Here is a 21,516-nt window from a genome sequence, read left to right as displayed (position 1 = left end):
GATGGTGGAGGTTCAGAGCCCTTTCCTGCGGAATGGGCTCCGACCCCGCTGCCCGATCAGAAGAACGCGCGGATGCCGAATGCGACACCACGGCCCGGCAGCGGCGAGTAGTCGCGCAGCAGCGAGGTGTGCGGGCGCACTTCGCGGTTGGTCAGGTTGCTGCCATCCAGGAACACCTCGTAGCTGTTGCTCGCGTTGCGGTCCCAACGGTAGGCCAGGTGGGCATCGACCAGGGTGTAGCCGTTGCTCGGTTCCTCGTTCTGCGCGACGTCCTTCTGGCGGCTGTAACGCACCGCACCGACCGAGGCGCGCCAGCCATCCTTCGACCAGCGCAGGTCGGCGCCGACGCGGGCCGGAGCGATACGCGGCAGGTAGCCGGTATTGGCCAGTTCCACCGAGTAGTTGTGGTTGTGGTCGCCATGCGGCACGGCGATGTCCAGGTTGCGGCTGCCGCTGCCATCCAGCTTGGCCTTCACGTAGTCGCCGAACAGGCGCAGGTCCCAGTCACCGGCGCCACCCTCGAACAGGTGCACCAGTGCTTCGGCCTCGGCACCGCGGAACACCGCGTCCTGCTGGGTCCACGCACGAACCGGCAGGCCCTCGGTGACGCCGGTGTCGGCCAGGTAGATGAAGTCCTTGAACTTGGTCTGGTAGACCGATGCGGAGAAGTCCAGGCGGTCACTGTGGGTGTGGATGCCAAGCTCGATACGCTGGCCGCGCTCGGTCTTCAGGTTGGCATCACCGATTTCCAGCGAACGGGTGGCGATGTGTGCGCCAGCGGCGTACAGCTCTTCATTGGTCGGCGCACGCTCGGAACTGTCCACGCCAATGCGCAGGTCCACCGCGTCGTTGAGCTTCCAGATGCCCGCAGCGGACAGGTTGGTGGCACCAAAGGTGCGGCGACGGTAGTCACCGGTCGGGTCCAGCTTGACCTGGTCGTGGCGACCGCCCAGTTCCAGCTTGAACGGGCCGAACTGCTTTTCCTGCAGCACGAACAGGCCGATGTTCCTGGTGCCGGTATCCGGAACGAAGGCTTCTTCGCCCTTGGCGCCGAAATCACTGTTGCCGAACTGCAGGCCGAAGGCACCGTCCCAGCCACCGATCTGCTGCTGCACCGCTTCCAGGCGCGCTTCGATGCCGCGGTTGGTGAAGCGGGTGGACGGCGTGCCGGCCTCCAGCTCCACGTGCTCGTAGTCGGTGTAGGCCACGCGTGCGTTGATGTTCTTCAGGAACGAGACCGGGTCGTAGATGCCGGCCTTGGTCTCGAAGCGGTTCTGCACCATGTCGATGCGCACGTCATGCTCGTCGCCGCCTTCCTCTTCATCGCCGTGGTCGTGGCCGTGGTCATGGCCATGATCATCACCGTCGGCGTGCACGTGCGCGCCATTGGGAATGCCGTAGTTGGTGCGGTAGGTGCTGGCCGACACACCGAAGTAGCCGCCCTCGCCCAGCCACGTTGCGCCGACGCCACCGGCGCGGGTGCGGATCGAGCTGTTGTCCAGGCGGCCACGGCGCGGTTCTTCGCCCTCGGCCGCATCGTGGTCATGATCGTGGTCGTGGTCGTGGTGATCTTCCAGGCTGTCGATCACCGCGTAACCCGGGATGCGGTAGTCGTCGCCATTGCGCACCAGGCCGTCCACATGCAGCACGACGTTGCCGCTGACACCATCGAGGCGGAACATGCCGCTGCGTTCGTTGTTCACCGAATTGCCGCGCAGTTCTGCACGGCCGCTGAGCGGACGCTCCGGCAGTTCGCGCGCGATGCGGCCATCGACCACGTTGACGGCACCACCGATGGCGCCGCTGCCGAACAGCAGCGTGGCCGGCCCCTTCAGCACTTCGATCTGGTCGGCCAGGAACGGCTCGATGCTGGTGGCATGGTCGGCGCTGACCGTGGAGGCATCCATGTTGCCCATGCCATTGGACAGCACCGCCACGCGCGGGCCTTCCTGGCCGCGGATGATCGGGCGGCCGACGCCCGGGCCGAAGAACGTGCTCTGCACGCCGGGCAGCTTGGCTACGGTATCGCCGAGGGTGCCGGCCTTCTGCTCGTCCAGGCGTTCCCCGGCGAGAACCTCGACCGGGCGCGCCAGCGATTCGGCATCGCCCTGCAGCGGCGATGCGGTGACCTGCACCGACGACAGCTCGGTCAGGTGGCGGTCACGATGGGCGCCGTCCTGGCCGGCAGCAAAGGCGGCGGACGGCAGCAGGGCGGCGAGGGCCAGGGCCAGGGAATGCGGCTTGAGCCGGGGGGTGTGGGCGGGCATGGGCAGGTCCTTTGTTACAATGTATCAATCGCAGGGCGCACGAATCCCGTCGGTGGGACAGGGGGAGGGAAACCGTGCGGGTTGGGAACGGATGTTATATTATTCCATAACGATTCGCCGACCCTGCTGGAAGTCATGTCCCTGTCCTCACGCCTGCGCCACCTGCTCGACCGTTTCGGCGCCACTGGTTCGATGCTGTGCGCGGTGCATTGCGCGGTGATCCCCGTGCTGCTGGCGGCGGCGCCGTCGCTGGGCCTGTCGTTCTGGTTGAGTGACGGCGTGGAGCAGGCGCTGGTGGTGTTCGTGACCCTGCTTGGGCTGTTCAGCCTGGTATGGGGCTATCGCCGGCATGGTGCGCTGCGCGCGCTGGGTTTCCTGATTCCGGGCCTGGTCGCGCTGTGGGCCGGCGTGCTGTACGACCCGCTGCATCACAACGCGGTGCCGCATGCGGTGGTGATGACCATCGGTGGCCTGCTGGTGGGCGTCGCGCACCTGGTCAACCTGCGCCTCAATCACGGCCACGTGCACGACGCCAGCTGCGCGCACTAGGCGCTCCGTGATAGGATTTCCCATCGTGCGCGGGGGCGCCCAGCAAGGCGGCCCCGCCGAACCCGTGTCAGTACGGGGTAACCAGATTTCACACTTGAGGAGTTGAAGACATGGGTAAGGGTGACCGCAAGACCGCCAAGGGCAAGCGCTACAACGCCAGCTACGGCAACGCCCGTTCGCACACCGCGAGCAAGGTCGCCGTAGGCGCCGCCGCCCCGGTTGCCAAGAAGACCGTGGCCAAGGCTCCGGCGAAGAAGGCTGTGGCGAAGAAGGCTGTCGCCAAGGCCTGATCCGGCCGGTCGACCGCTTCAAGGAAAAACGCGGCGCCTGGCGCCGCGTTTTTTTATGCCTGCTCGCTGAGCCGGGCGTGGGCCCGGCTCTACGGCGGCGTCAGCGCAGGGTCTGTTTCAGCGTTTCCGGGTTGCCGTCGTTCGGCGCGGCCGGCACCTGCAGCAGATGCGCCAGCAGCGGATAGACATCGACGTTGTCGAAGCCATCGATCACCAGGCCCTGGCGGAATGACGGGCCGCTGGCCACGAACACCGCACGCATGGACGGCAGGGCGTTGTCGTAGCCATGCGAACCGCGATCCTGCTTGGTGCGCTTGGCGATCCGGTCCCGATGCAGGGCATCCCAGCCTTCATCCATGGCGCAGACGATCGGCGGCACCCGCGGGTGCGTACCGTAGTGCCAGCGCGGCGGCAGGTTTTCCTTCTTCCAGCATTCGTAGTGGGCGTGGCGGCCGAGCAGGACGCGTTCGGCGTCGGCTTCGCGACCGGCGACCGGTGCGAAGCCCACCGACTGGCCCTGGCTGACATTGCGCGCGATGGCCGGATCGGCCATCGATTCGGTGGCGATCACGTGGCCGTCGGCGACGCTGGCCATGCCATGGTCGGACACCACGATCACGTTGGTTGTCGACGCCAGCCCGCGCTGCTGCAGTCCATCCAGCACCTGGCCGACGATCTGGTCGGCGCGCACGATGGCGTCGGCATACTGCTTCGAATCCGGGCCGTAGTGGTGGCCGGCCTTGTCCACGTGCTCCATGTACAGCGTGGTCAGGCGCGGCGCATCGGCGTCGGTCTGCGCCAGCCAGTCAAGCACGATGCCGGCACGCTGTTCCAGCGGTTCCTGGCCGTCGTAGATGCGCCACTGGCTCGGGCGCACCCCGCGGATTTCCGACTCGCTGCCCGGCCACGAGGTGGTGGCTGAACGCACGCCGGCGTTCTCGGCGCCGACCCAGATCGGCTCGCCGCCCCACCACGCGCTGGTAGTGACCGCCTCGCGGTTGCTCAGCTCGAAACGGCCCAGTGCCTCGTCGTCCATGCTGTTGTTGACGATGCCGTGGTGGTCCGGGCGCAGGCCGGTGACGATGGTGTAGTGGTTGGGGAAGGTGAGCGACGGATAGGACGGGGTCATCCAGCGTGCACGCACGCCGCCGTCGATCAGCCGCTGCAGGTTCGGGGTCAGGCCACGATCGAGCGCGTCGGCGCGCAGGCCGTCGATGGAGATCAGCAGCAGCTTCGGCGGCGCAGCCGCAGCAACGGGCGTGGCAACGGAGGCGGAAGGGGCGGCGGAGGGCGCGGGCGCGGTGGTGCAGGCGGCCAATGGCAGCAGCAGCGCCAGCGCGCAGGTCAGGCGTACGGAAGTCATCCGCGCATGATAAGCCGGCGCAATGACCGGCCCAAGACACGCTGCGCCGAAGGGCGCAGCGTGTCCGCGCATTCTTCCTTGTCCCCGCGCCGCCCAACCCACATCAATCCAGAGCCGGTCTGGCTTTTGACGTTGCCGTTGTTTCTGCGGGTGCCGGGCGCAGCCCGGCCGGCCCTCATGCAAACAATGGCGCCTGGCGTTGTTCCAGGCGCAGCAGCGCGGCCTTGGTTTCCAGCCCACCGCCGAACCCGGTCAGTGCGCCGTTGCTGCCGATGACGCGATGGCAGGGCAGGATGATCGGCAACGGGTTGCGGCCGTTGGCGGCGCCCACCGCGCGCGTTGCGCTGGGCTGTCCCAGGTGCTGCGCCAGCTGCAGGTAACTCCAGGTCTGCCCGAACGGAATCAGCGCCAGCGCCTGCCACACGCGCAGCTGGAATGGCGTGCCGCGCGGTGCCAGTTCCAGATCGAAGCTGCTGCGTTCGCCGTGCAGGAACTGCAGCAACTGCTCGCGGGCTTCCGGCAGCGCATCCGGCGCGTAGTGCCAGTCGTCGCGGCCACGCGCCGGATGGCGGTTTTCCGGAAACAGCACATGCGCAAGTCCGCGCTCGTCACCGGCGATGGTCAGCACGCCGATCGGGCTGTCGAAACGGTCGAACAACAGGGTCATGTCGGTTCTCCAACGAAAGTGCCGGACAGGTGCCACAGGTGCAGCACGGCATACGCGCGCCACGGCCGCCAGGGTTGCGAGCGTGCTTCGGTGGCACGCTCGCTCAGGCGCTGGCCCTGCGCATGGCCGAGCACCTGCTGCAGCACCAGGTCGCCGGCGGGGAAGGCATCAGGCTGGCCGAGGCCCCGCAGGGCGATGTACTGCGCGGTCCACGGGCCGATGCCGGGCAGTGCCACGCAGCGGGTGACGAACTCTTCCAGCGCCTGGCCCGGCCCGAAATCGAGCTGGCCGCTGGCGCAGGCGGCTGCGAGTGCTCGCACGGTAGCGGCACGGCTGCGCGGCAGGCCGATCGATTCCAGCGGCGCCCCGGCCAGCACCTCGGGTGCGGGGAACTGGCGATCGAAGTCCGATGGCATGCCCGGCAGGTGTGCGCCGAAGGCATCCACCAGCCGGCGCGCGAACGTGGTGGCTGCGGCGACGCTGACCTGTTGGCCGAGCACCGCGCGCACGCCCACTTCGAATCCATCCCAGCCGCCCGGAACACGCAGCCCGGGGCGTTCGGCGATGCCGCGTGCGAGCAGCGGTTCTTCGCCCAGTGCGGCGTGCACCTGCTGCAGGTCGGCATCCAGGTCGAACACGCGGCGCACGCGACGCACGATGTCCGGGATCAGGCGTGGATCGACGGCGCTGAGCTGCAGGTGCAGTTCCGGCCGTTTCGGATCGGCGGTGACGCGCAGCAGGGTGGGCCGCTCAGGCGTGCCCAACACGCGCTGGTAGCTGTCCTCGCCGATCAGTTCGATGCCGGGCAGGCTGCGCTTGCGCAGGAAGGCCAGCATGCGTGGGAAGTCCAGCGGCGGCCGGTATGCCAGGCGCAGCACCAGGCCCCCCTCATCGGCGGCGAGGGGTTGGTGCTGGCGACGCAGCGCGGTGGGGGCCATGCCACAACCCTGCAGGAATGCGGTATTGAAGCGGCGCAGGCTGTTGTAGCCGGCTGCCAGCGCGACGTCGGTCACCGGCAGCGTGGTTTCGGTCAACAGCTGCTTGGCCAGCAGCAGGCGATGGGTGGCGTGGATCTGTCCGGGTGTCGCGCCCAGATGCTCGACGAACAGCCGTTGCAGCTGGCGCGCGCTGAGCCCGATGCGCTGGGCGAGATCTGCCACCGGTTGCTCCTGCAGGAAGCCCCCCTGGATCAGGGCCAGGGCGCGCTGCACGGTCTGTCCGGCGAGTGCCTGCTGGGCCTGGGGTGCCAGTTCCGGGCGGCAGCGCAGGCACGGCCGGTAGCCGGCCGCAGCGGCCGCGGCGGCGGTCGGGTAGTAGGTGATGTTGCGCGGCTTCGGCGGTGGCGCCGGGCACACCGGGCGGCAGTAGATGCCAGTGCTGCGCACGGCGGTGAAGAACACGCCGTCGAAGCGTGCGTCGCGGGCCAGGCGGGCGCGGTCGCAGGCGGCGGTGTCGAGGGCGAGGGCGGTGTCCATGGCGCCAGTCTAGGCGGGTGCGGGTGGGGATACTCGCCGGATTCGGACATGGATGCTGAAAGGGGGGGGCTGGCAGGGCTTGCAGCCCTGCACCCGCAACGTCACCGTCAACGTCTCAATCAAAAGCTGGCAGTCCGTGGGATGGCGGGGCGGTTGGTCGCTGCAGTTGGTGGGTGCCGACCGTTGGTCGGCACGCTTTTGCTGTGGGTAGGTGTCGACCTTGGTCGACACGCTTTCCCGAGGGTCAGAGCGGGTTCAGTGCCACGCGCTGAACGCGCGCGCTGGACGGGTAGACTGTGGCCCTTGCTCTCATGAAGACCGGTTGCCGATGTCCGCCAAATTCCGCTGGTTGCCCCTGTTGTGCCTGGCCCTGGCGGGCTGCAGCAAGCTGGAGAATCCGGGCAATGTGATCGCCGCCGACAAAGCGGCGCGCGCGCCGGCCAGCGATGGCGAGAACATGGTGTCGATCAATGCGGCCGACGCGCCGCTACCGCCGCCAGCACCGCGCAGCCGGGCCGATCGGCCGTGGCCGCAGGCGCAGCTGGAGAATGGCCGCGCCTGGGTCAGCTGCAGCACCGAGTACGCCGGCGAGGCCGGCGACGGTATCGAGCTGGAGGGCCTGCAGCGCGATCAGATCAGCCAGGCGCTGGCGCCGTGTACCGAGCGTGGCCTGATGCGCGTGCGCTATTCCGGAAAGATCAATCCGGGCTTCGCCGAGATGATGTGGCGGCTGGCCGTGGTCGCCGACGAGCAGAAGATCCACAAGCGCATCCTCGACCTGGATTCCAGCGGCGGCCAAGTGGAATCGGCCATCGTGGCCGGTGACAGCATCGGTGAATCGGGCTGGACCATCTGGGTGCGCGAAGGCTCGATCTGCCACAGTGCCTGCGTGTTCGTGCTGGCCGCCGGTGACAATCGCCTGCTGTCGGGCAAGGTCGGCATCCACCGCATGATGCGCATCAGTTCCAAGGCCACCTCGCGTGCTGAACTCAACCGCGAGCTGCACGAGGTCTACGACAACGTGAAGGACTACCTGCAGCGCAACGGCGTGGCGGTGGGCGTGGCCGATCTGATGATGACCGTGCCCAACCGCAGCCTGCGCCTGCTGACCCCGGACGAGCTGCGCCAGTACGGCCTGGATGGCACCAACGCGGTGCAGGATGACCTGGAGCGGATCAAGCAGATGCGCGCCTGCGGCGATGATTTCGTACAGCGCAAGGATGCGTTCCTGATCGCCTTCGACCAGCAGTGCAAGCGCGAAGGTGCTGACATGGAGTCGATCAACAGCTGTGGCCAGGCACTGAAGCAGCGCTTCGGTTTCCCGGATGCGGTGTGTCCTGAAGAGAGCCCGCTGTCGGAGATCGATGTGGCCACGCTGCCGCCGGCGCCGTCCGAGCCACCGCCGGTGGCCGAGCAGGCTCCTGCGGAGGCCGGAAAGCCTGCCGCGCAGGCCGACGCTGCGGTGGTCGAGGGCAGCGCCCACGCGCGCTGACGAACAGCTCACTGCGCTGGCGTAGACTGCGGTTCTTTCCCGGTAACCGGCGGTGTCCATGAAGCGCGTACTCCTGCTGCTGTCCCTGATGCCCTTCACTGTGTTGGCGCAGGTGCCTGCGCCGGCCACTCCTGCCCCGGCACCCGCGCGCCCGGCGCCGGCATCGCCGGCGGCCGCGAAGCCGGCCACCGCCGGTGCCCCGGCGTTGACCGCCGCGCAGCAGGCGCAGGTGCAGAAGCAGGACGCGGAAATGGGCGCGGCCGCAGTGAAGGCGGCGCAGCTGGTCGATGCCAATCGTGCCGGTGAATTGTGGGAGGGCGCCTCCGCCGTCGCGCGACGTGCGGTGCCCAAGGCGGCCTTTGTCAGCCAGCTGACCACCGAGCGCACGCGGTTGGGCGCGATGGCCGGCCGCGGCCAGCCGACCATCACCCGGGTCAAGTACGGCGCCGGTGCCGCCGTGCCCGAAGGCCTGTACATCAACGTCAGCTTCCCGACCCGCTTCGCCAACAGCGCGCAGCCGGTACGCGAACTGGTGTCGTTCCGTTTCGACGAGGACCAGGTGTGGCGCCTGGCCGGTTACAGCCTGCGTGCATCGGCACCCTGAGGAGCACAACGATGGCAACTGAACTGACGATGCTGGCCTGGTCGGTGCTGCTGGGCTTTGTCTACATCTTCGCTACCTCCACCGTGGTCACCCGCGAGCGTGGCCTGAACTGGAATGCCTCGGCGCGTGATGGCCAGGCCCGGCCGCTCAGTGCGCTGGCCGGCCGCCTGCAGCGGGCCCAGGCCAACTTCCTGGAGACCTTCCCGTTCTTCGCCGCCGCCGCGATCGCGGTGGTGCTGGCCGGGCGCAGCAACGACACCACCGCATTGGCCGCGCAGGCCTACTTCTGGGCACGAGTGGTCTATCTGCCGCTGTATGCCGCCGGCGTGCCCTATGTGCGCAGCCTGGTCTGGGCGGTATCGCTGCTGGCCATCCTGGCGCTGGTGTTCGCGTTGTTGTGAGCCGGGCCTGATCCAGATCAAGGCCGGTCAGCTGCGTGGCGCTATGCTGGCGCGGACTGGATCAACGGCAGGAGGCGCGCATGCGCAGGATGGACGTGGTGGTGGTCGGCGCGGGCCCGGCGGGTCTGTGCTTCGCACGCGCGCTGGCCGGTAGCGGCCTGCAGGTCGGGCTGGTGGACGTGCAGCCGCGCCAGGTACTGGCCGAGGCGGCCTTCGATGGTCGCGAGATCGCGCTGACCCATGCCTCGCGGCAGAGCCTGGAGCAGCTGGGGCTGTGGCAGCGCCTGGCGCAGGCCGAAGTGGCCGAGCTGCGCGACGCAAGGGTGATGAACGGCGGCTCGCCATTCGCGCTGACCTTCGCCAGCAGCCAGGTGGACGGCCAGCCGCTGGGCTGGCTGGTGCCCAACCATCTGATCCGCCGCGCCGCATGGGATGCCGTGCAGGGCCAGGATGGGCTGGAGTTGTTTGATGGCCGCAAGGTGCTGGGCGTGCAGGCCGATGCACAGGGCCACGTGGTCACGCTGGACGATGGCAGCAAGCTGCACGCGCGCCTGCTGGTGGCCGCCGACAGCCGCTTTTCGGCAACCCGTCGCATGCTCGGCATCGGCGCGCAGATGCGCGACTTCGGCAAGTCGATGCTGGTCTGCCGCATGCAGGTCGAGCGCGATCACCACCACACTGCGTGGGAGTGGTTCGGCTATGGCCGCACCATGGCATTGCTGCCGCTCAACGAGGGCCAGGCATCGGCGGTGATCACGCTGCCGCCGCGGCAGATCGAGGAACTGCTGGCGATGGACGAGGTGGCGTTCGGTGAGGCCATCAGTGCCTGCTTCGAACACCGCCTGGGCCGGATGCAGCCGGTGGCCACGCCGCAGGCGTATCCGCTGGTAGGGGTGTACGCGCACCGGTTCGTGGGCGAGCGCTCTGCGCTGGTCGGCGATGCGGCGGTGGGCATGCACCCGGTCACCGCGCATGGCTTCAACCTGGGCCTGGCCAGCGCACAGCGGCTGGCGCAGGGCATCGTCGAGCAGCAGCGGCGTGGTGCCGACATCGCGGCCGAGGGCATGCTGGCCCGTTATCAGCGTGGCCATCGACTGGCGTCGCGGCCGCTGTACGAGGCCACCAACGCGATCGCCAGCCTGTACACCGACGATCGCCGTCCGGCGCGGCTGCTGCGTGCGGCCGGCCTGCGCGTGGCGCAGGGGGTGGCGCCGTTCAGGCAATTGATCGCCTCGCACCTGACCCAGCGCGTGGCCTGAACGGGTTCAGATCAGCTGGCAGCCAGCACGCGGATCTGGCTGTCGGCGAATTCGACCACCTGGCCAGCGCGGATCTTGCAGGCCTTGCGCAGTTCAACCTCGCCGTCGACCAGCACCTGCCCTTCGCTGATGACCATCTTGGCCTCGCCGCCACTGGTCACCAGGTCGGCCAGCTTGAGCAGCTGCTTGAGTTCGACGTAGTCGCCGTCGAGGTCGAATTCGAGAATCTGCATGGAGCGGGGTTCCTGGGAAGAGGGCGCAGGCCAGTGGCCGGGCCGGAAAGAGGGCGCGTATTGTGCGCCAGCACCGGGCACCACCGCACGCGCTTGGAAAGCTGTATGCCTCGTTCAGGATCAATGCGGTATCATTCCGCTCTGAGCGAGTGAAATCTCCTCCGACCGAGCAGCGCCAGGGCACGCGATAAGAAGGGCGCCCAAAGCGCGGACCATCCCTTTTTTATCGCACTGCCAGAACGACGGCAGTGCCTTCGGAGTTCCCCATGTCCCAAGATTCCCAAGCGCCGCTGCAGTTTGCGCAGCTCGGCCTGTCCGAGCCCGTGATGCAGGCGGTCACCGCCATCGGCTACGAAACCCCGTCGCCGATCCAGGCCGCCACCATCCCGGCGATGCTGGAAGGCCGCGACGTGCTGGGCCAGGCCCAGACCGGTACCGGCAAGACCGCTGCGTTCGCACTGCCGGTACTGTCCAACATCGACCTGCAGCAGATCAAGCCCCAGGCCCTGATCCTGGCGCCGACCCGCGAGCTGGCCATCCAGGTGGCCGAGGCGTTCCAGTCGTATTCGTCGAAGATCCCGGGCTTCCGCGTGCTGCCGGTGTACGGCGGCCAGCCGTACGGCCAGCAGCTGTCGGCGCTGCGCCGCGGCGTGCACATCGTGGTCGGTACACCCGGCCGCGTGATCGATCACCTGGACCGCAGCACCCTGGACCTGTCCGAGCTGAAGACCCTGGTGCTGGACGAAGCCGACGAAATGCTGCGCATGGGCTTCATCGATGACGTCGAGGCCGTGCTGAAGAAGCTGCCGGAACAGCGCCAGGTTGCGCTGTTCTCGGCCACCATGCCGCCGCAGATCCGCCGCATCGCGCAGACCTACCTGCAGGACCCGGTGGAAGTGACCATCGCGGCCAAGACCACCACCTCGGCCAACATCCGCCAGCGCTACTGGTGGGTGAGCGGCATGCACAAGCTGGACGCGCTGACCCGCATCCTGGAAGTCGAGCCGTTCGACGCGATGATCATCTTCGCCCGTACCAAGGCCGGCACCGAAGAACTGGCCAGCAAGCTGCAGGCCCGTGGCCTGGCCGCAGCCGCGATCAACGGTGACATGCAGCAGGCCCAGCGTGAGCGCACCATCGCCATGCTGAAGGAAGGCAAGCTGGACATCCTGGTTGCCACCGACGTGGCCGCCCGTGGCCTGGACGTGGAGCGCATCAGCCACGTGCTGAACTACGACATCCCGTACGACACCGAAAGCTACGTGCACCGCATCGGCCGTACCGGCCGTGCCGGCCGCAGCGGTGAGGCGATCCTGTTCGCCACCCCGCGCGAGAAGGGCATGCTGCGCCAGATCGAGCGCGCTACCCGCCAGCCGATCGAAGAAATGCAGCTGCCGAGCGTGGAAGCGGTCAACGACAACCGCATCAACAAGTTCACCACGCGCATCACCGAAACCCTCGGCGCCGGCGGCCTGGATTTCTACCGCCAGCTGCTGGAGCGCTTCGAGAACGAGCAGAACGTGCCGGCCATCGAATTGGCCGCCGCGTTGGCCAAAATGCTGCAGGGTGACACCCCGTTCCTGCTGCAGCCGCCGGTGCGTGCCCCGCGCGAAGAGCGTGCGCCGCGCGAGCGCTTCGACCGTGGCGACCGCTCGGAGCGTGGCGATCGCTTCGACCGCAACGAGCGTAGCCCGCGTTTCGAGCGTGGCCCGCGTCGTGAGGACGGCGAGGGTGGTTTCGAGCAGCGCCCGCGCCGTGAGGTTCCGCCGCGTGGCGCGCCGGAGCAGGGCATGGAGACCTACCGCATTTCGGTCGGCCACCAGCATGGCGTGAAGCCGGCCAACATCGTCGGCGCCATCGCCAACGAGGCCGGCCTGGAAAGCCGCTTCATCGGCCGCATCGACATCCACGACGATTTCTCGCTGCTGGACCTGCCGGCACAGATGCCGCCGGACGTGCTGTCGCACCTGCAGAAGGTGTGGGTGTCGGGCCAGCAGCTGCAGATGCGCGCGCTGGCGCCGGGTGAAGACACCAACCCGGCCCCGCGTCCGTTCAAGCCGCGCTTCGACAAGCGTGGTCCGGGCGGCCCGGGTGGCCCGCGTCGTGGCGGCCCGGGTGGTCCGGGTGGTCACGGTGGCGACCGCGGCGGTGACCGCGACAGCCGTCCGCCGCGTCGTGACGGCTTCAAGCCGCGCGGCCCGCGCAGCTACTGAGCCGCACCTCAGCCCTGACAACGCCAGCCTTCGGGCTGGCGTTGCCCGTTCCGGGCCGCAAAAAGGGGACGGAGGGGATTAAGTCGTAAATGGCAGGCCAGGTGCTTATGCCATAAACGACTTAATCCCCTCCGTCCCTTTTTCGCATGGCCAACACATTCCCGGTCCTAGGCTGGGGCGGTTCCAAGGGAGGTTGTCACCGCAGCACATTCGGGGGGATCCGGGATGGGTAGGAGTGGCACGGACCAGCAGAGCCGACGGGTTCCCATGACCCGTGGCCTGGGACTGCGATTTGCGTTGCTGACGGGCATGGCGATTGGATTGGTCGCACTGTCCGCGCTGATCTAGGAACTGCAGGCGGCCTCCACCGCCTGGATTGCCGGCCAGGGCTACTGGTCGCGCGGTCAGCAGGATGCAACCGCCGCGCTCAGCCGTTACCTGGCGCGGGGCGATGCCCAGGACCTGGACCATGCGCGTCAGGCCCTGCAGGTGCCGTTGGGCGATCTGCAGGCGCGGCTGGCGCTGGAACAGGCTGAGCCGGATGAAGCCAAGGCCAGGCAGGGATTCCTGCAGGGCGGCAATGCGCGCGCCGATATCCCGCGCCTGGTGTTCTCGTTCCGCTATGCACGCGATATCGGTGCCTTCCGCGAAGCAACCGCGCTGTGGCGGAAGACCGACGGCGACCTGATGGCGGTGCAGCGCCTGGTCGATGAATTGCAGCTGCGGCACGGCAGTGGCCCGCTGCCGACTGCCGCACGTGACCGCTACCTGCAGCAACTGGGTGACCTTGATCGGCGGATGCAGGTGCAGAGCCAGGCGTTCTCGCAGGCGCTGCTGCGGATGGCGACGCTGGTGAGGCTGGCCACGCTGATGGTCGCGGGCCTGTCGGTGCTGGCGATCAGCCTGATGGCCGTGGCGCTGGCGCGTCGCGTCGGCAAGGACCTGACCGAACACGAGAGCCGTTTCCGCGCGGCGTTCTACCAGGCCAACGTGGGCATGCTCAAGCTCGACACCGATGGCAAGGTGATCGAGGCCAACCAGGCCATGGCGGATATTCTCGATTATCGTCGTGATGTGCTGCTGCAGATGTCACTGCACGATCTGCTGATGGACGGCGAGCTGGTCATCGACGGTGTCGGCCGCATTGACTGGGACCGGCAGCTGCGGCCAAGCGAACTGCGCTTCCGGCGGCGCGACGGCAGCCTGGTCTGGGGGCGCTGGAGTGGTACCGGCGTGCACAGCAGCGGGGGGCTGTCGGTGTTCGCGATCATCGAGGACGTCAGCCAGAACCATGCGCTGGCGCGTGAGATCGAGCACCACGCCAGCCACGATCCGCTGACCGGCCTGATCAACCGCCGCGAGATCGAACGCCTGCTGGAACGCGCGCTGCTGCAGGTGCGCAGCGACGGCGGCACGCATTCGCTGTGCTACATAAACCTGGATCATTTCAAGCTGGTCAACGACAGCTTCGGCCATGCAGCCGGCGATCAGATGCTGCGCAGTTTCGCCGATTACCTGGTGGCGGCCGTGCGCGATGGCGACTGGGTCGGCCGGCTTGGCGCCGATGAGTTCGCCGTGTTCCTCGCCCATGCCGGCCAGGACGAAGCCAAGCGGGTGCTGCAGCGGGTGATCCGCAACCTGGGCCAGGCCACCTTCCCGATCAGCGAGGGCAGCCCGCAGCTGAGCTGCAGCATCGGCGTGGTCGAGGTCAGTGCCGATGCGCCCGACGTGAACTGGCTGATGAGTGCCGCCGACAGCGCCTGCTACGCGGCCAAGCAGGCAGGTCGCAACCGCGTGCATTGCTTCAACGAGAACCGCATGGCGCTGGAAGAACGGCGGCTGGAGGCCGAACGCCTGCAGGGCGTCAGCCTGGCGATGGCCGAGAACCGCATGCTGCTGTATGCGCAGCGCATCGCCCGGGTGGGCGATCCGTCCTACCTGCACTACGAGGTGCTGGTGCGCATGCGCGGCACCGACGGCAGCCTGCATCTGCCCGGCCAGTTCATGCCGGCGGTGGAGCGCTACGGCATGGCCGTTGCGCTGGATCGCCATGTGCTCGGGCTGCTGTTCCGGCACCTGCAGGTCTGCCCGGCGCACGTGCGCCAGCTGGGCCTGTGCAACGTCAACGTTTCAGCCCAGTCGATCGCCGAGCCAGGGTTCCTGGCCTTCGTCTGCGACCTGCTCGAACGCAACCGCGCACTGGCGTCCAAGCTGTGTTTCGAGATCACCGAGACCGCTGCGATCAGCAACCTCAGCCAGGCGCGCGCCTTCATCGATGCGGTGAAGGCGCGGGGCTGCCGGATGGCGCTGGACGACTTCGGGTCCGGCCTGTCCTCGTTCGGCTACCTGCGCCAGCTGCCGGCCGACATCCTGAAGATCGATGGTGCATTCGTGCGCGACATGGACACCGACCCGGTCAGCCACGCCACCGTGCGGGCGATCAGCGAGCTGGGGCGCGAGCTGCAGATGGAAGTGGTGGCCGAATGGGTGGAGACCGCGGAGGTGGCCGGCGCGCTGACCAGGCTGGGGGTACAGGGCCTGCAGGGCTATGCGATCGAACGGCCGCAGCCGCTGGAACGGATGACCCTGACCGACCTGAAGCCCTTCCGGCTGGTGGCGGTGAACGGGCCGCAGGGCGCGGGCTGAACCGCCGGCGGCGACTTTGGTCTACACATGCGCGGCGCGCTCGGCTGCGATAATGCGCGCCAGGGGCGACGTGCAGTGGGCGCGGACGTAAGCAGGAACAGGACGTGGCGTGGGCAGCAGGCAGTGGCGGTATGGAGCAGGGGGGATGCTGGCCGTCCTGCTGATGTGGTGGGCGATATCGTGGCCGCTTCAGGCTGCCGAGGCCGTATCGGGCCGCGATTACCTGCTGGTCGGGGGCGCCACCGACGCGCCGACCCCGCATCGCGCGTGCACGCCGCAGATGCTGTCCGGTGCCCGCCAGCAGGTGGAAGTGCCCGCGCCGCCCGGCGGCTGGTCGGGCCAGCCACAGGCGCTGGACGTGTTCAACGTCTTCGCCGGCGAAGTCCGGGTCCAGCACGGTGACCGCGAAATCTGCGGCAACATGCACGATGCCCGCACCCGCGATTCGCGCTTCCGCGCAGGCATCGGCCTGGTCGCGGTGCCGCCGGCCGGCAGCCACGCGCCGTTCGTGGTCTCCTGGCAGACGCCGCTGAAGGCGCGCTGGGTTCCGACCCTGCGGCTGGGCGCGCCCAGCCCGGTGCAGCAGAACGACACCGCCCGCCTGCTGGTGCGCGCCGCCTGCATCGCGGTGGCCATCGCCTTGGCGCTGTCGGCGTTGATGGCGTTCCTGACCACGCGCGACCGCAGTTTCCTGGTCTACATCGCCGGCACCACCGTGCTGGTGCTGTGGCAGGCGATCCTCGGTGGCCTCAGCGGCTATCCGGAGCCCTGGCTGCCGGTGGGCGAGCGCGGGGCCTGGTGGTTGCTTTCCCTGACCGCGGCCACCCAGGCACTGGTGCTGCCGGCGCTGTGGCGGCTGAACGGCGGCGACCGCGCGCTGCCCCGTTCGCGGCCCCTGCAGGCGATCGTGCTGTGGGGGCTGCTGGCACTGGCCGTGCTGGTGCCGTGGCTGCGCTGGGGCCAGCTGGCCTGGGTCGCACAGGGCCTGCAGGTGACCTATCTGCTGGGGTGTGGCCTGGCGTTGCTGGCCGGCGTATGGGCGCGCTGGCGCGGCGACCGCTGGGCGCAGGCCGGGCTGGCCGCGCTGGCGCCGATGCTGGTACTGATCATCGCCGACGCCAGTGCAGCCGAATGGTTGCTGGAGTACCGGGTGGAGGCGCTGCAGCTGGCGGTGACCTGGCTGCTGATGATGGCCGCCTACGCCATGAACCAACGGCTCGGGCGGCTGCGCCAGCAGCGCGATGAACTGCGCCAGCTGGCCGAGACCGATGGCCTGACCGGGCTGCCCAACCGGCGCGCAGGACTGCAGCAGCTGGCCCGTCACCTGGCACAGGTTGACCGTGAGCGCGGCGCGCTGGTGATCGGCTTCCTCGACATCGACCTGTTCAAGGACATCAACGATCGCCACGGCCATGCGGTGGGTGACCAGGTGCTGGTGGCGGTCGCGCGCGCCCTGCGCGCGGCGGTGCGCAGCCAGGACGAAGTGGTGCGGATGGGCGGCGAGGAGTTCCTGCTGCTGATGCCGGGCATGCCGCGCGAAGCCGCGTCGGCGCGGCTGGACCGCCTGCGCCAGCGCATCACCGAGGCTGGCCAGGCATTGCAGGTACCGGGGCTGGAAGTGACCGCCAGCATTGGACTGGCGCAATGGCGACCGGGCGAGGACGATCTGGCCGGGCTGCTGCGCCGGGCCGACCATGCCATGTACGTGGCCAAGCGCGCCGGCCGCAACCGGGTCTTCGACGGCGAAGAGCTTGATCCGGCCGCGCCGGCATGAAGCGCAGCGGGCGGCGATGCCGGATAATAGGGCGATGACCACCCGACTCAACAAACATATCGCCGACACCGGCTTCTGCTCCCGCCGCGAGGCCGATCGCCTGATCGCCGCCCGCCGCGTCACCGTCAACGGCCATCCGGCCGGCACCGGCGCGGTGGTGGGCGAGGAAGACCAGGTGCTGGTCGACGGCCAGCCGCTGCGCGCCCGCGTCGCCCGCAAGCCCGGCGCACGCCGCCACGTCTACATCGCGCTGAACAAGCCGGTGGGCGTCACCTGCACCACCGAAACATCGGTCAAGGGCAACATCGTCGACTTCGTGGGCCACGAACAGCGCATCTTCCCGATCGGCCGCCTGGACAAGGAGTCGGAAGGGCTGATCCTGATGACCAGCAACGGCGACATCGTCAACCAGATCCTGCGTGCCGAGAACGGGCACCAGAAGGAATACCTGGTGGCGGTGAACAAGCCGGTCACAGACGAGTTCCTGCGGGGCATGGCGCGCGGCGTGCGCATCCACGACCAGATGACGCTGCCGTGCAAGACTTCGAGGATCGCCAAGTTCGGTTTCCGCATCACCCTGCAGCAGGGCCTGAACCGGCAGATCCGCCTGATGGCGGCCGAGTTCGGCTACCGCGTGACCCAGCTGCGCCGCGTGCGCATCGACAACATCAAGATCGGTGCGCTGAAGCCGGGCCAGTGGCGCAACCTGACCGAGCAGGAGCTGCAGGGCCTGCTGCCGAAGCAGCTGGACTGGTAGGGCCGGCCGCTCGCCGGCTGTAACGTGCCTGCGATGTACCCGGGATGCCGGCCCGTGGCCGGCACTACCCGGCGCGCGGATTGCGCGCCCGCATCGGCTAGACTTCGCAGTGACCTGCCGGAACATGACGCTGCATGATCAAGCCCGACAAGCCTGCCAACGAAGCCCTTCGGCTTGAGGCGCTGTACCGCTACCGTATCCTGGATTCGGAGCGCGAGAAATCCTTCGATGACCTGGTGGTGATCGCCAAGGCGGTCTGCGGCACCTCGATGGCCGCCGTCACCCTGATCGACGTCGAGCGGCAGTGGTTCAAGTCGATCCAGGGCATTGACGCTGCGGAGAACCTGCGCAGCGAATCGATGTGCGGCCACGCCATCCTGCAGCCGCAACAGATCATGGTGGTTGAGGACGCGCTGCAGGACATCCGCTTCCATGACAATCCGGTGGTGACCGGCGATCCGCATGTCCGCTTCTACGCGGGTGCGCCCCTGATCAGTTCCGACGGCCTGCCGCTGGGCACGCTGTGCGTGTTCGACGCGCATCCGCAACGCCTGGCCAGTGACAAGGCCGAGGCCTTGGCTGCGCTGTCGCGGCAGGTGATGCTGGTGATGGAGCTGCGCCGTTTCGCGCTCGACATCCAGAAGCACATGCTGGAACGCGACGATTACGAGCGACTGCTGTCGGAGTACCAGGACGTGCTGCTGGCCCAGAATGCCGATCTGGCCGAACAGAGCCGCACCGATGCGCTGACCGGCCTGCCCAACCGGCGTGCGATGGCGGCGGCGCTGGAAGAGGCCGTGGCAATGAATGGCGCACAGTCCGGTGCAGCCTGTGTCGCGCTGCTGGACATCGACCACTTCAAGCACATCAACGACTTCCAGGGCCATGCCACCGGCGACCGGGTGCTGGCCGAGCTGGGCACGCTGCTGCGCTCGCACTTCGCCGGTCGCGGCATGGCGGCACGCTACGGTGGCGAGGAGTTTGTGGCGGTGATGCCGGCCACCGACCTGCGTGCGGCCGAACGGCAATGCGAGTTCCTGCGCCTGGCCGTAGCCGAGCTGCCGCTCGGTTTCCCGTTGACCATCAGCATCGGCGTTGCCCAGCACCAGTCCGGCGAAAGCGTGGACCAGATGCTGGCACGCGCCGACAAGGCGCTGTACCGCGCCAAGGGCAACGGCCGCAACCGCGTGGAGCTGGCGAGCTGAAACACCCGCCACTGGCGCGGTAAACGCACGCGACGTGTGGAGGATCCGGTGCCGCTCCAGCGGATCCACGCCATGCGGGGATGCTCTTCCCGATGCACAGCGCGTCGCAGCTCGTGCGATCAGGACCGGCCAGCATGGCGGTCCTGTTTCCACGGACCTCGAGCATGCTGCAGACCCTGGCCATCGCGCACTATCGCTCGCTGCATGGGCTGGTGCTGCCGCTGCAGCAATTGAATGTGGTCACCGGCGACAACGGTAGTGGCAAATCCAGCCTGTACCGCGCGCTGCGCCTGCTGGCGGAAACCGCACAGGGCGGCGTTGCGGCGGTGCTGGCCCGTGAGGGCGGGCTCGGTTCGGCGCTATGGGCCGGCCCCGAAACCCTTGATCGCCGGGTGATGGCCGGCGAGATTCCGCTGCAGGGCGGCCCCCGGCAGGCTTCCGTGGGCCTGAAACTGGGATTTGCCACCGACCAATTCGGCTACGCCATCGATCTGGGTTACCCGCCGCCCAGTCGTTCGGCGTTCGCACTGGACCCGCAGATCAAGGCCGAGGCGATCTGGGCCGGACCGTTCCTGCGCAGCGCCAACCTGCTGGTCGATCGCCGCGGGGTGGTGGTGCGGCAACGCCATGCGCGCGGCTGGGATCGGGTCGATGACCGCTTGTCGCTGTTCGACAGCCTGTTCACCCAGGTCGGTGATCCGCAGCGCATGCCGGAAACCATCGCCCTGCGTGAGTACATCCGCCGCTGGCGCTTCTATGACCACTTCCGCAGCGATGCCGATGCGCCGGCGCGACAACCGGCGATGGCCACGCGGACGCCGGTGCTGCATCACGACGGCCGCGATCTGGCCGCGGCCTGGGTCACCATCCTCGAGATCGGAGATCCGGTCGGGTTGGCGCGTAGCGTTGAGGATGCCTTCCCGGGTGCCTCGGTGGGCTTCGAGGAGCTGGATGGTCGGCTGGCCCTGCGCTTCCACCAGCCCGGCCTGCTGCGGCCGTTGTCGATGGCGGAACTGTCCGATGGCACCCTGCGCTTCCTGCTGCTGGCCGCCGCCCTGCACACGCCACGGCCGCCGCCGCTGCTGGTGCTGAACGAGCCGGAGACCAGCCTGCATCCGGACCTGCTGCCGGCACTGGCACGGCTGATCATTGCCGCCAGTGCGCGCAGCCAGGTATGGGTGGTGTCACACGCCAGCCGCCTGATCGCGGCGCTGGAACAGGCGCCGGGGTGCCATTCGCTGCATCTGCACAAGGAACACGGGCGCACGCTGCTGAGCGGGCAGGGCCTTCTGGATGTTCCGGCATGGCACTGGCCGCAGCGGTGATACGGCGATCGATATCCCGCGTGGATGCGTTCAATCGGCGATGTTGCGTGCTTCCGCCGTACCGAGAATCTCCGGGTGCTGCACCGGCTTGCGTCGATTCAGCAGCGGGTGCAGGAACACCGCGCCGACGATGATCGCCACGCCTAGGTAGAACCACGGGGTGACCTCTTGCTGCTCGCGCAGCAGCACCACCGCCAGCAGCACGGCATAGACCGGTTCCAGGTTGGTCACCAGCTGCACCGTATAGGCGCTCAGGTGGCGCAGCGCGACCAGGGCCAGCGCGAACGGCAGCAGTGTGCAGAGCCCGGCCAGCACCAGCAGCAGGATGCCGTCGTGCAGGTCCGGGACGACCCACAGCGGGCTGGCCAGTGCTGGCAGCAGGTACGGCATCAGCGGTGCCAGCAGGGTCAGGGTGAGGGTGCCCGCACCCAGCTCCAGCGCGGTGACTGTCAGCGGATCGGCATGGCTGACCATGCGTTTGTTGAGCGAGCCGAACACCGCCACCAGCAGTGCCGAAAGTGCGCCGATCAACACACCCAGGCGCATGCCATCCGGTACGCCACCGACCACCAGCGCCACGCCGGGCAGCACGGCCAGGCCGAACGCCAGTTCGCGCAGCTGGAACGGCCGCTTGGCCACCCACGGTTCGATGATCGAGGTGAACACCGGTGCCAGCGCGATGCAGGTGGCGGCCACCGACGCATTGGCCAGTTTCACCGCGCCATAGAAGGTCAGCCAGTGCAGGGCGACCAGCGCACCGATGCCGGCGTAACCGGCCACCAGTCGCAAGGGCAGGGTGCGCAACCCGCGCCAGACCCGCGGCAGCAGGGCCAGCATCGCCGTCACCAGCAGCATGCGCCACCACACCAACGGCAGCGCGGGCAGGGTGATCAGCTTGCCGAGGATGGCGGTGACGCCCCACAGCAGGACACAGAAATGGATCTGCCAGAGTGCTTTGCGGGTGTCGGGTGTGCTCATCCGTGTATTGTGCGGCAA

At 68.3% G+C, this 21,516-nt stretch carries 18 protein-coding genes; 12 read left to right on the top strand and 6 right to left on the bottom strand.

The features are described 5' to 3' along the window. Window positions 1–56 precede the first annotated feature (56 nt). Entirely contained in the window at window positions 57–2,267 is a 2,211-nt protein-coding gene (locus tag N5C18_RS01395; protein WP_053508294.1) for a TonB-dependent receptor, read from the bottom strand. A 135-nt stretch (window positions 2,268–2,402) separates the two neighbouring features. On the opposite strand from N5C18_RS01395, the gene N5C18_RS01390 reads away from it, so the two are divergent. Continuing rightward, the gene (locus N5C18_RS01390) at window positions 2,403–2,816 is read left to right on the top strand and encodes a MerC domain-containing protein (protein WP_008264835.1); all 414 of its coding nucleotides are present in this window, start codon (window positions 2,403–2,405) and stop codon (window positions 2,814–2,816) included. A gap of 110 nt (window positions 2,817–2,926) precedes the next feature. After that, window positions 2,927–3,106: a 30S ribosomal protein THX gene (locus N5C18_RS01385; RefSeq protein ID WP_004150462.1), complete on the top strand. Its 180-nt coding sequence runs from the start codon at window positions 2,927–2,929 to the stop codon at window positions 3,104–3,106. A gap of 100 nt (window positions 3,107–3,206) precedes the next feature. Here the strand turns inward: N5C18_RS01385 and N5C18_RS01380 are convergent, their stop codons facing one another. The 3 genes from N5C18_RS01380 to N5C18_RS01370 all read right to left on the bottom strand — a co-directional run bounded on the left by N5C18_RS01380 (window position 3,207) and on the right by N5C18_RS01370 (window position 6,611). Continuing rightward, window positions 3,207–4,469 carry an ectonucleotide pyrophosphatase/phosphodiesterase gene (locus N5C18_RS01380; protein WP_164242595.1) on the bottom strand — a complete coding sequence of 421 codons (1,263 nt, stop codon included), beginning with the start codon at window positions 4,467–4,469 and terminating at the stop codon, window positions 3,207–3,209. A gap of 175 nt (window positions 4,470–4,644) precedes the next feature. Next, entirely contained in the window at window positions 4,645–5,136 is a 492-nt protein-coding gene (locus N5C18_RS01375; RefSeq protein WP_006426103.1) for a methylated-DNA--[protein]-cysteine S-methyltransferase, read from the bottom strand. Next, entirely contained in the window at window positions 5,133–6,611 is a 1,479-nt protein-coding gene (locus N5C18_RS01370; RefSeq protein ID WP_279943629.1) for a DNA-3-methyladenine glycosylase 2, read from the bottom strand. Before N5C18_RS01370 ends, N5C18_RS01375 begins: the two co-directional genes overlap by 4 nt. Window positions 6,612–6,939: 328 nt before the next feature. On the opposite strand from N5C18_RS01370, the gene N5C18_RS01365 reads away from it, so the two are divergent. The 4 genes from N5C18_RS01365 (at window position 6,940) to ubiM (ending at window position 10,367) form a co-directional block, all read left to right on the top strand. Continuing rightward, window positions 6,940–8,103 (top strand): hypothetical protein, encoded by a 1,164-nt coding sequence (locus N5C18_RS01365; protein WP_279943628.1) that lies wholly within the window; start codon window positions 6,940–6,942, stop codon window positions 8,101–8,103. A 58-nt stretch (window positions 8,104–8,161) separates the two neighbouring features. Continuing rightward, the gene (locus N5C18_RS01360; protein ID WP_053449184.1) at window positions 8,162–8,707 is read left to right on the top strand and encodes a DUF4019 domain-containing protein; all 546 of its coding nucleotides are present in this window, start codon (window positions 8,162–8,164) and stop codon (window positions 8,705–8,707) included. 11 nt (window positions 8,708–8,718) lie between these two features. Continuing rightward, on the top strand, window positions 8,719–9,108 hold the full coding sequence (locus N5C18_RS01355) for an MAPEG family protein (RefSeq protein WP_279943627.1): 390 nt from the start codon (window positions 8,719–8,721) through the stop codon (window positions 9,106–9,108). Window positions 9,109–9,188: 80 nt separating this feature from the next. Next, on the top strand, window positions 9,189–10,367 hold the full coding sequence (gene ubiM / locus N5C18_RS01350) for a 5-demethoxyubiquinol-8 5-hydroxylase UbiM (protein WP_279943626.1): 1,179 nt from the start codon (window positions 9,189–9,191) through the stop codon (window positions 10,365–10,367). Window positions 10,368–10,378: 11 nt separating this feature from the next. Here the strand turns inward: ubiM and N5C18_RS01345 are convergent, their stop codons facing one another. Continuing rightward, entirely contained in the window at window positions 10,379–10,600 is a 222-nt protein-coding gene (locus tag N5C18_RS01345) for an RNA-binding S4 domain-containing protein (protein ID WP_108760017.1), read from the bottom strand. 266 nt (window positions 10,601–10,866) lie between these two features. On the opposite strand from N5C18_RS01345, the gene N5C18_RS01340 reads away from it, so the two are divergent. The 6 genes from N5C18_RS01340 (at window position 10,867) to N5C18_RS01315 (ending at window position 20,520) form a co-directional block, all read left to right on the top strand. Continuing rightward, window positions 10,867–12,813, top strand: a complete 1,947-nt coding sequence (locus N5C18_RS01340; protein WP_053508283.1) for a DEAD/DEAH box helicase — start codon at window positions 10,867–10,869, stop codon at window positions 12,811–12,813. 351 nt (window positions 12,814–13,164) lie between these two features. Beyond that, window positions 13,165–15,459: an EAL domain-containing protein gene (locus tag N5C18_RS01335; RefSeq protein WP_345782061.1), complete on the top strand. Its 2,295-nt coding sequence runs from the start codon at window positions 13,165–13,167 to the stop codon at window positions 15,457–15,459. Between the two features lie 145 nt (window positions 15,460–15,604). Continuing rightward, a complete protein-coding gene (locus N5C18_RS01330) occupies window positions 15,605–17,233 on the top strand; it encodes a GGDEF domain-containing protein (RefSeq protein ID WP_230078882.1) in 1,629 nt (542 codons plus the stop codon). A gap of 34 nt (window positions 17,234–17,267) precedes the next feature. Beyond that, the gene (locus tag N5C18_RS01325) at window positions 17,268–17,990 is read left to right on the top strand and encodes a pseudouridine synthase (protein WP_005408708.1); all 723 of its coding nucleotides are present in this window, start codon (window positions 17,268–17,270) and stop codon (window positions 17,988–17,990) included. A 134-nt stretch (window positions 17,991–18,124) separates the two neighbouring features. Continuing rightward, entirely contained in the window at window positions 18,125–19,195 is a 1,071-nt protein-coding gene (locus N5C18_RS01320; protein ID WP_053508276.1) for a sensor domain-containing diguanylate cyclase, read from the top strand. A 164-nt stretch (window positions 19,196–19,359) separates the two neighbouring features. Next, the gene (locus tag N5C18_RS01315; RefSeq protein ID WP_053508313.1) at window positions 19,360–20,520 is read left to right on the top strand and encodes an AAA family ATPase; all 1,161 of its coding nucleotides are present in this window, start codon (window positions 19,360–19,362) and stop codon (window positions 20,518–20,520) included. 30 nt (window positions 20,521–20,550) lie between these two features. On the opposite strand, the gene N5C18_RS01310 is transcribed toward N5C18_RS01315, so the two are convergent. Next, a complete protein-coding gene (locus N5C18_RS01310; protein WP_279943624.1) occupies window positions 20,551–21,498 on the bottom strand; it encodes a DMT family transporter in 948 nt (315 codons plus the stop codon). Between the last annotated feature and the right edge of the window lie 18 nt (window positions 21,499–21,516).

It is taken from the genome of Stenotrophomonas sp. GD03930 (assembly GCF_029839665.1).
Classification (GTDB): domain Bacteria; phylum Pseudomonadota; class Gammaproteobacteria; order Xanthomonadales; family Xanthomonadaceae; genus Stenotrophomonas; species Stenotrophomonas forensis.
This window is presented reverse-complemented; position numbering and strand designations above follow the sequence as displayed.

Coding starts and splice junctions, on each gene's coding strand:
- N5C18_RS01395 (WP_053508294.1), bottom strand. CDS start 2,267: ATGCCCGCCCACACCCCCCGGCTCAAGCCGCATTCCCTGGCCCTGGCC.
- N5C18_RS01390 (WP_008264835.1), top strand. CDS start 2,403: ATGTCCCTGTCCTCACGCCTGCGCCACCTGCTCGACCGTTTCGGCGCC.
- N5C18_RS01385 (WP_004150462.1), top strand. CDS start 2,927: ATGGGTAAGGGTGACCGCAAGACCGCCAAGGGCAAGCGCTACAACGCC.
- N5C18_RS01380 (WP_164242595.1), bottom strand. CDS start 4,469: ATGACTTCCGTACGCCTGACCTGCGCGCTGGCGCTGCTGCTGCCATTG.
- N5C18_RS01375 (WP_006426103.1), bottom strand. CDS start 5,136: ATGACCCTGTTGTTCGACCGTTTCGACAGCCCGATCGGCGTGCTGACC.
- N5C18_RS01370 (WP_279943629.1), bottom strand. CDS start 6,611: ATGGACACCGCCCTCGCCCTCGACACCGCCGCCTGCGACCGCGCCCGC.
- N5C18_RS01365 (WP_279943628.1), top strand. CDS start 6,940: ATGTCCGCCAAATTCCGCTGGTTGCCCCTGTTGTGCCTGGCCCTGGCG.
- N5C18_RS01360 (WP_053449184.1), top strand. CDS start 8,162: ATGAAGCGCGTACTCCTGCTGCTGTCCCTGATGCCCTTCACTGTGTTG.
- N5C18_RS01355 (WP_279943627.1), top strand. CDS start 8,719: ATGGCAACTGAACTGACGATGCTGGCCTGGTCGGTGCTGCTGGGCTTT.
- ubiM (WP_279943626.1), top strand. CDS start 9,189: ATGCGCAGGATGGACGTGGTGGTGGTCGGCGCGGGCCCGGCGGGTCTG.
- N5C18_RS01345 (WP_108760017.1), bottom strand. CDS start 10,600: ATGCAGATTCTCGAATTCGACCTCGACGGCGACTACGTCGAACTCAAG.
- N5C18_RS01340 (WP_053508283.1), top strand. CDS start 10,867: ATGTCCCAAGATTCCCAAGCGCCGCTGCAGTTTGCGCAGCTCGGCCTG.
- N5C18_RS01330 (WP_230078882.1), top strand. CDS start 15,605: ATGCTGGCCGTCCTGCTGATGTGGTGGGCGATATCGTGGCCGCTTCAG.
- N5C18_RS01325 (WP_005408708.1), top strand. CDS start 17,268: ATGACCACCCGACTCAACAAACATATCGCCGACACCGGCTTCTGCTCC.
- N5C18_RS01320 (WP_053508276.1), top strand. CDS start 18,125: ATGATCAAGCCCGACAAGCCTGCCAACGAAGCCCTTCGGCTTGAGGCG.
- N5C18_RS01315 (WP_053508313.1), top strand. CDS start 19,360: ATGCTGCAGACCCTGGCCATCGCGCACTATCGCTCGCTGCATGGGCTG.
- N5C18_RS01310 (WP_279943624.1), bottom strand. CDS start 21,498: ATGAGCACACCCGACACCCGCAAAGCACTCTGGCAGATCCATTTCTGT.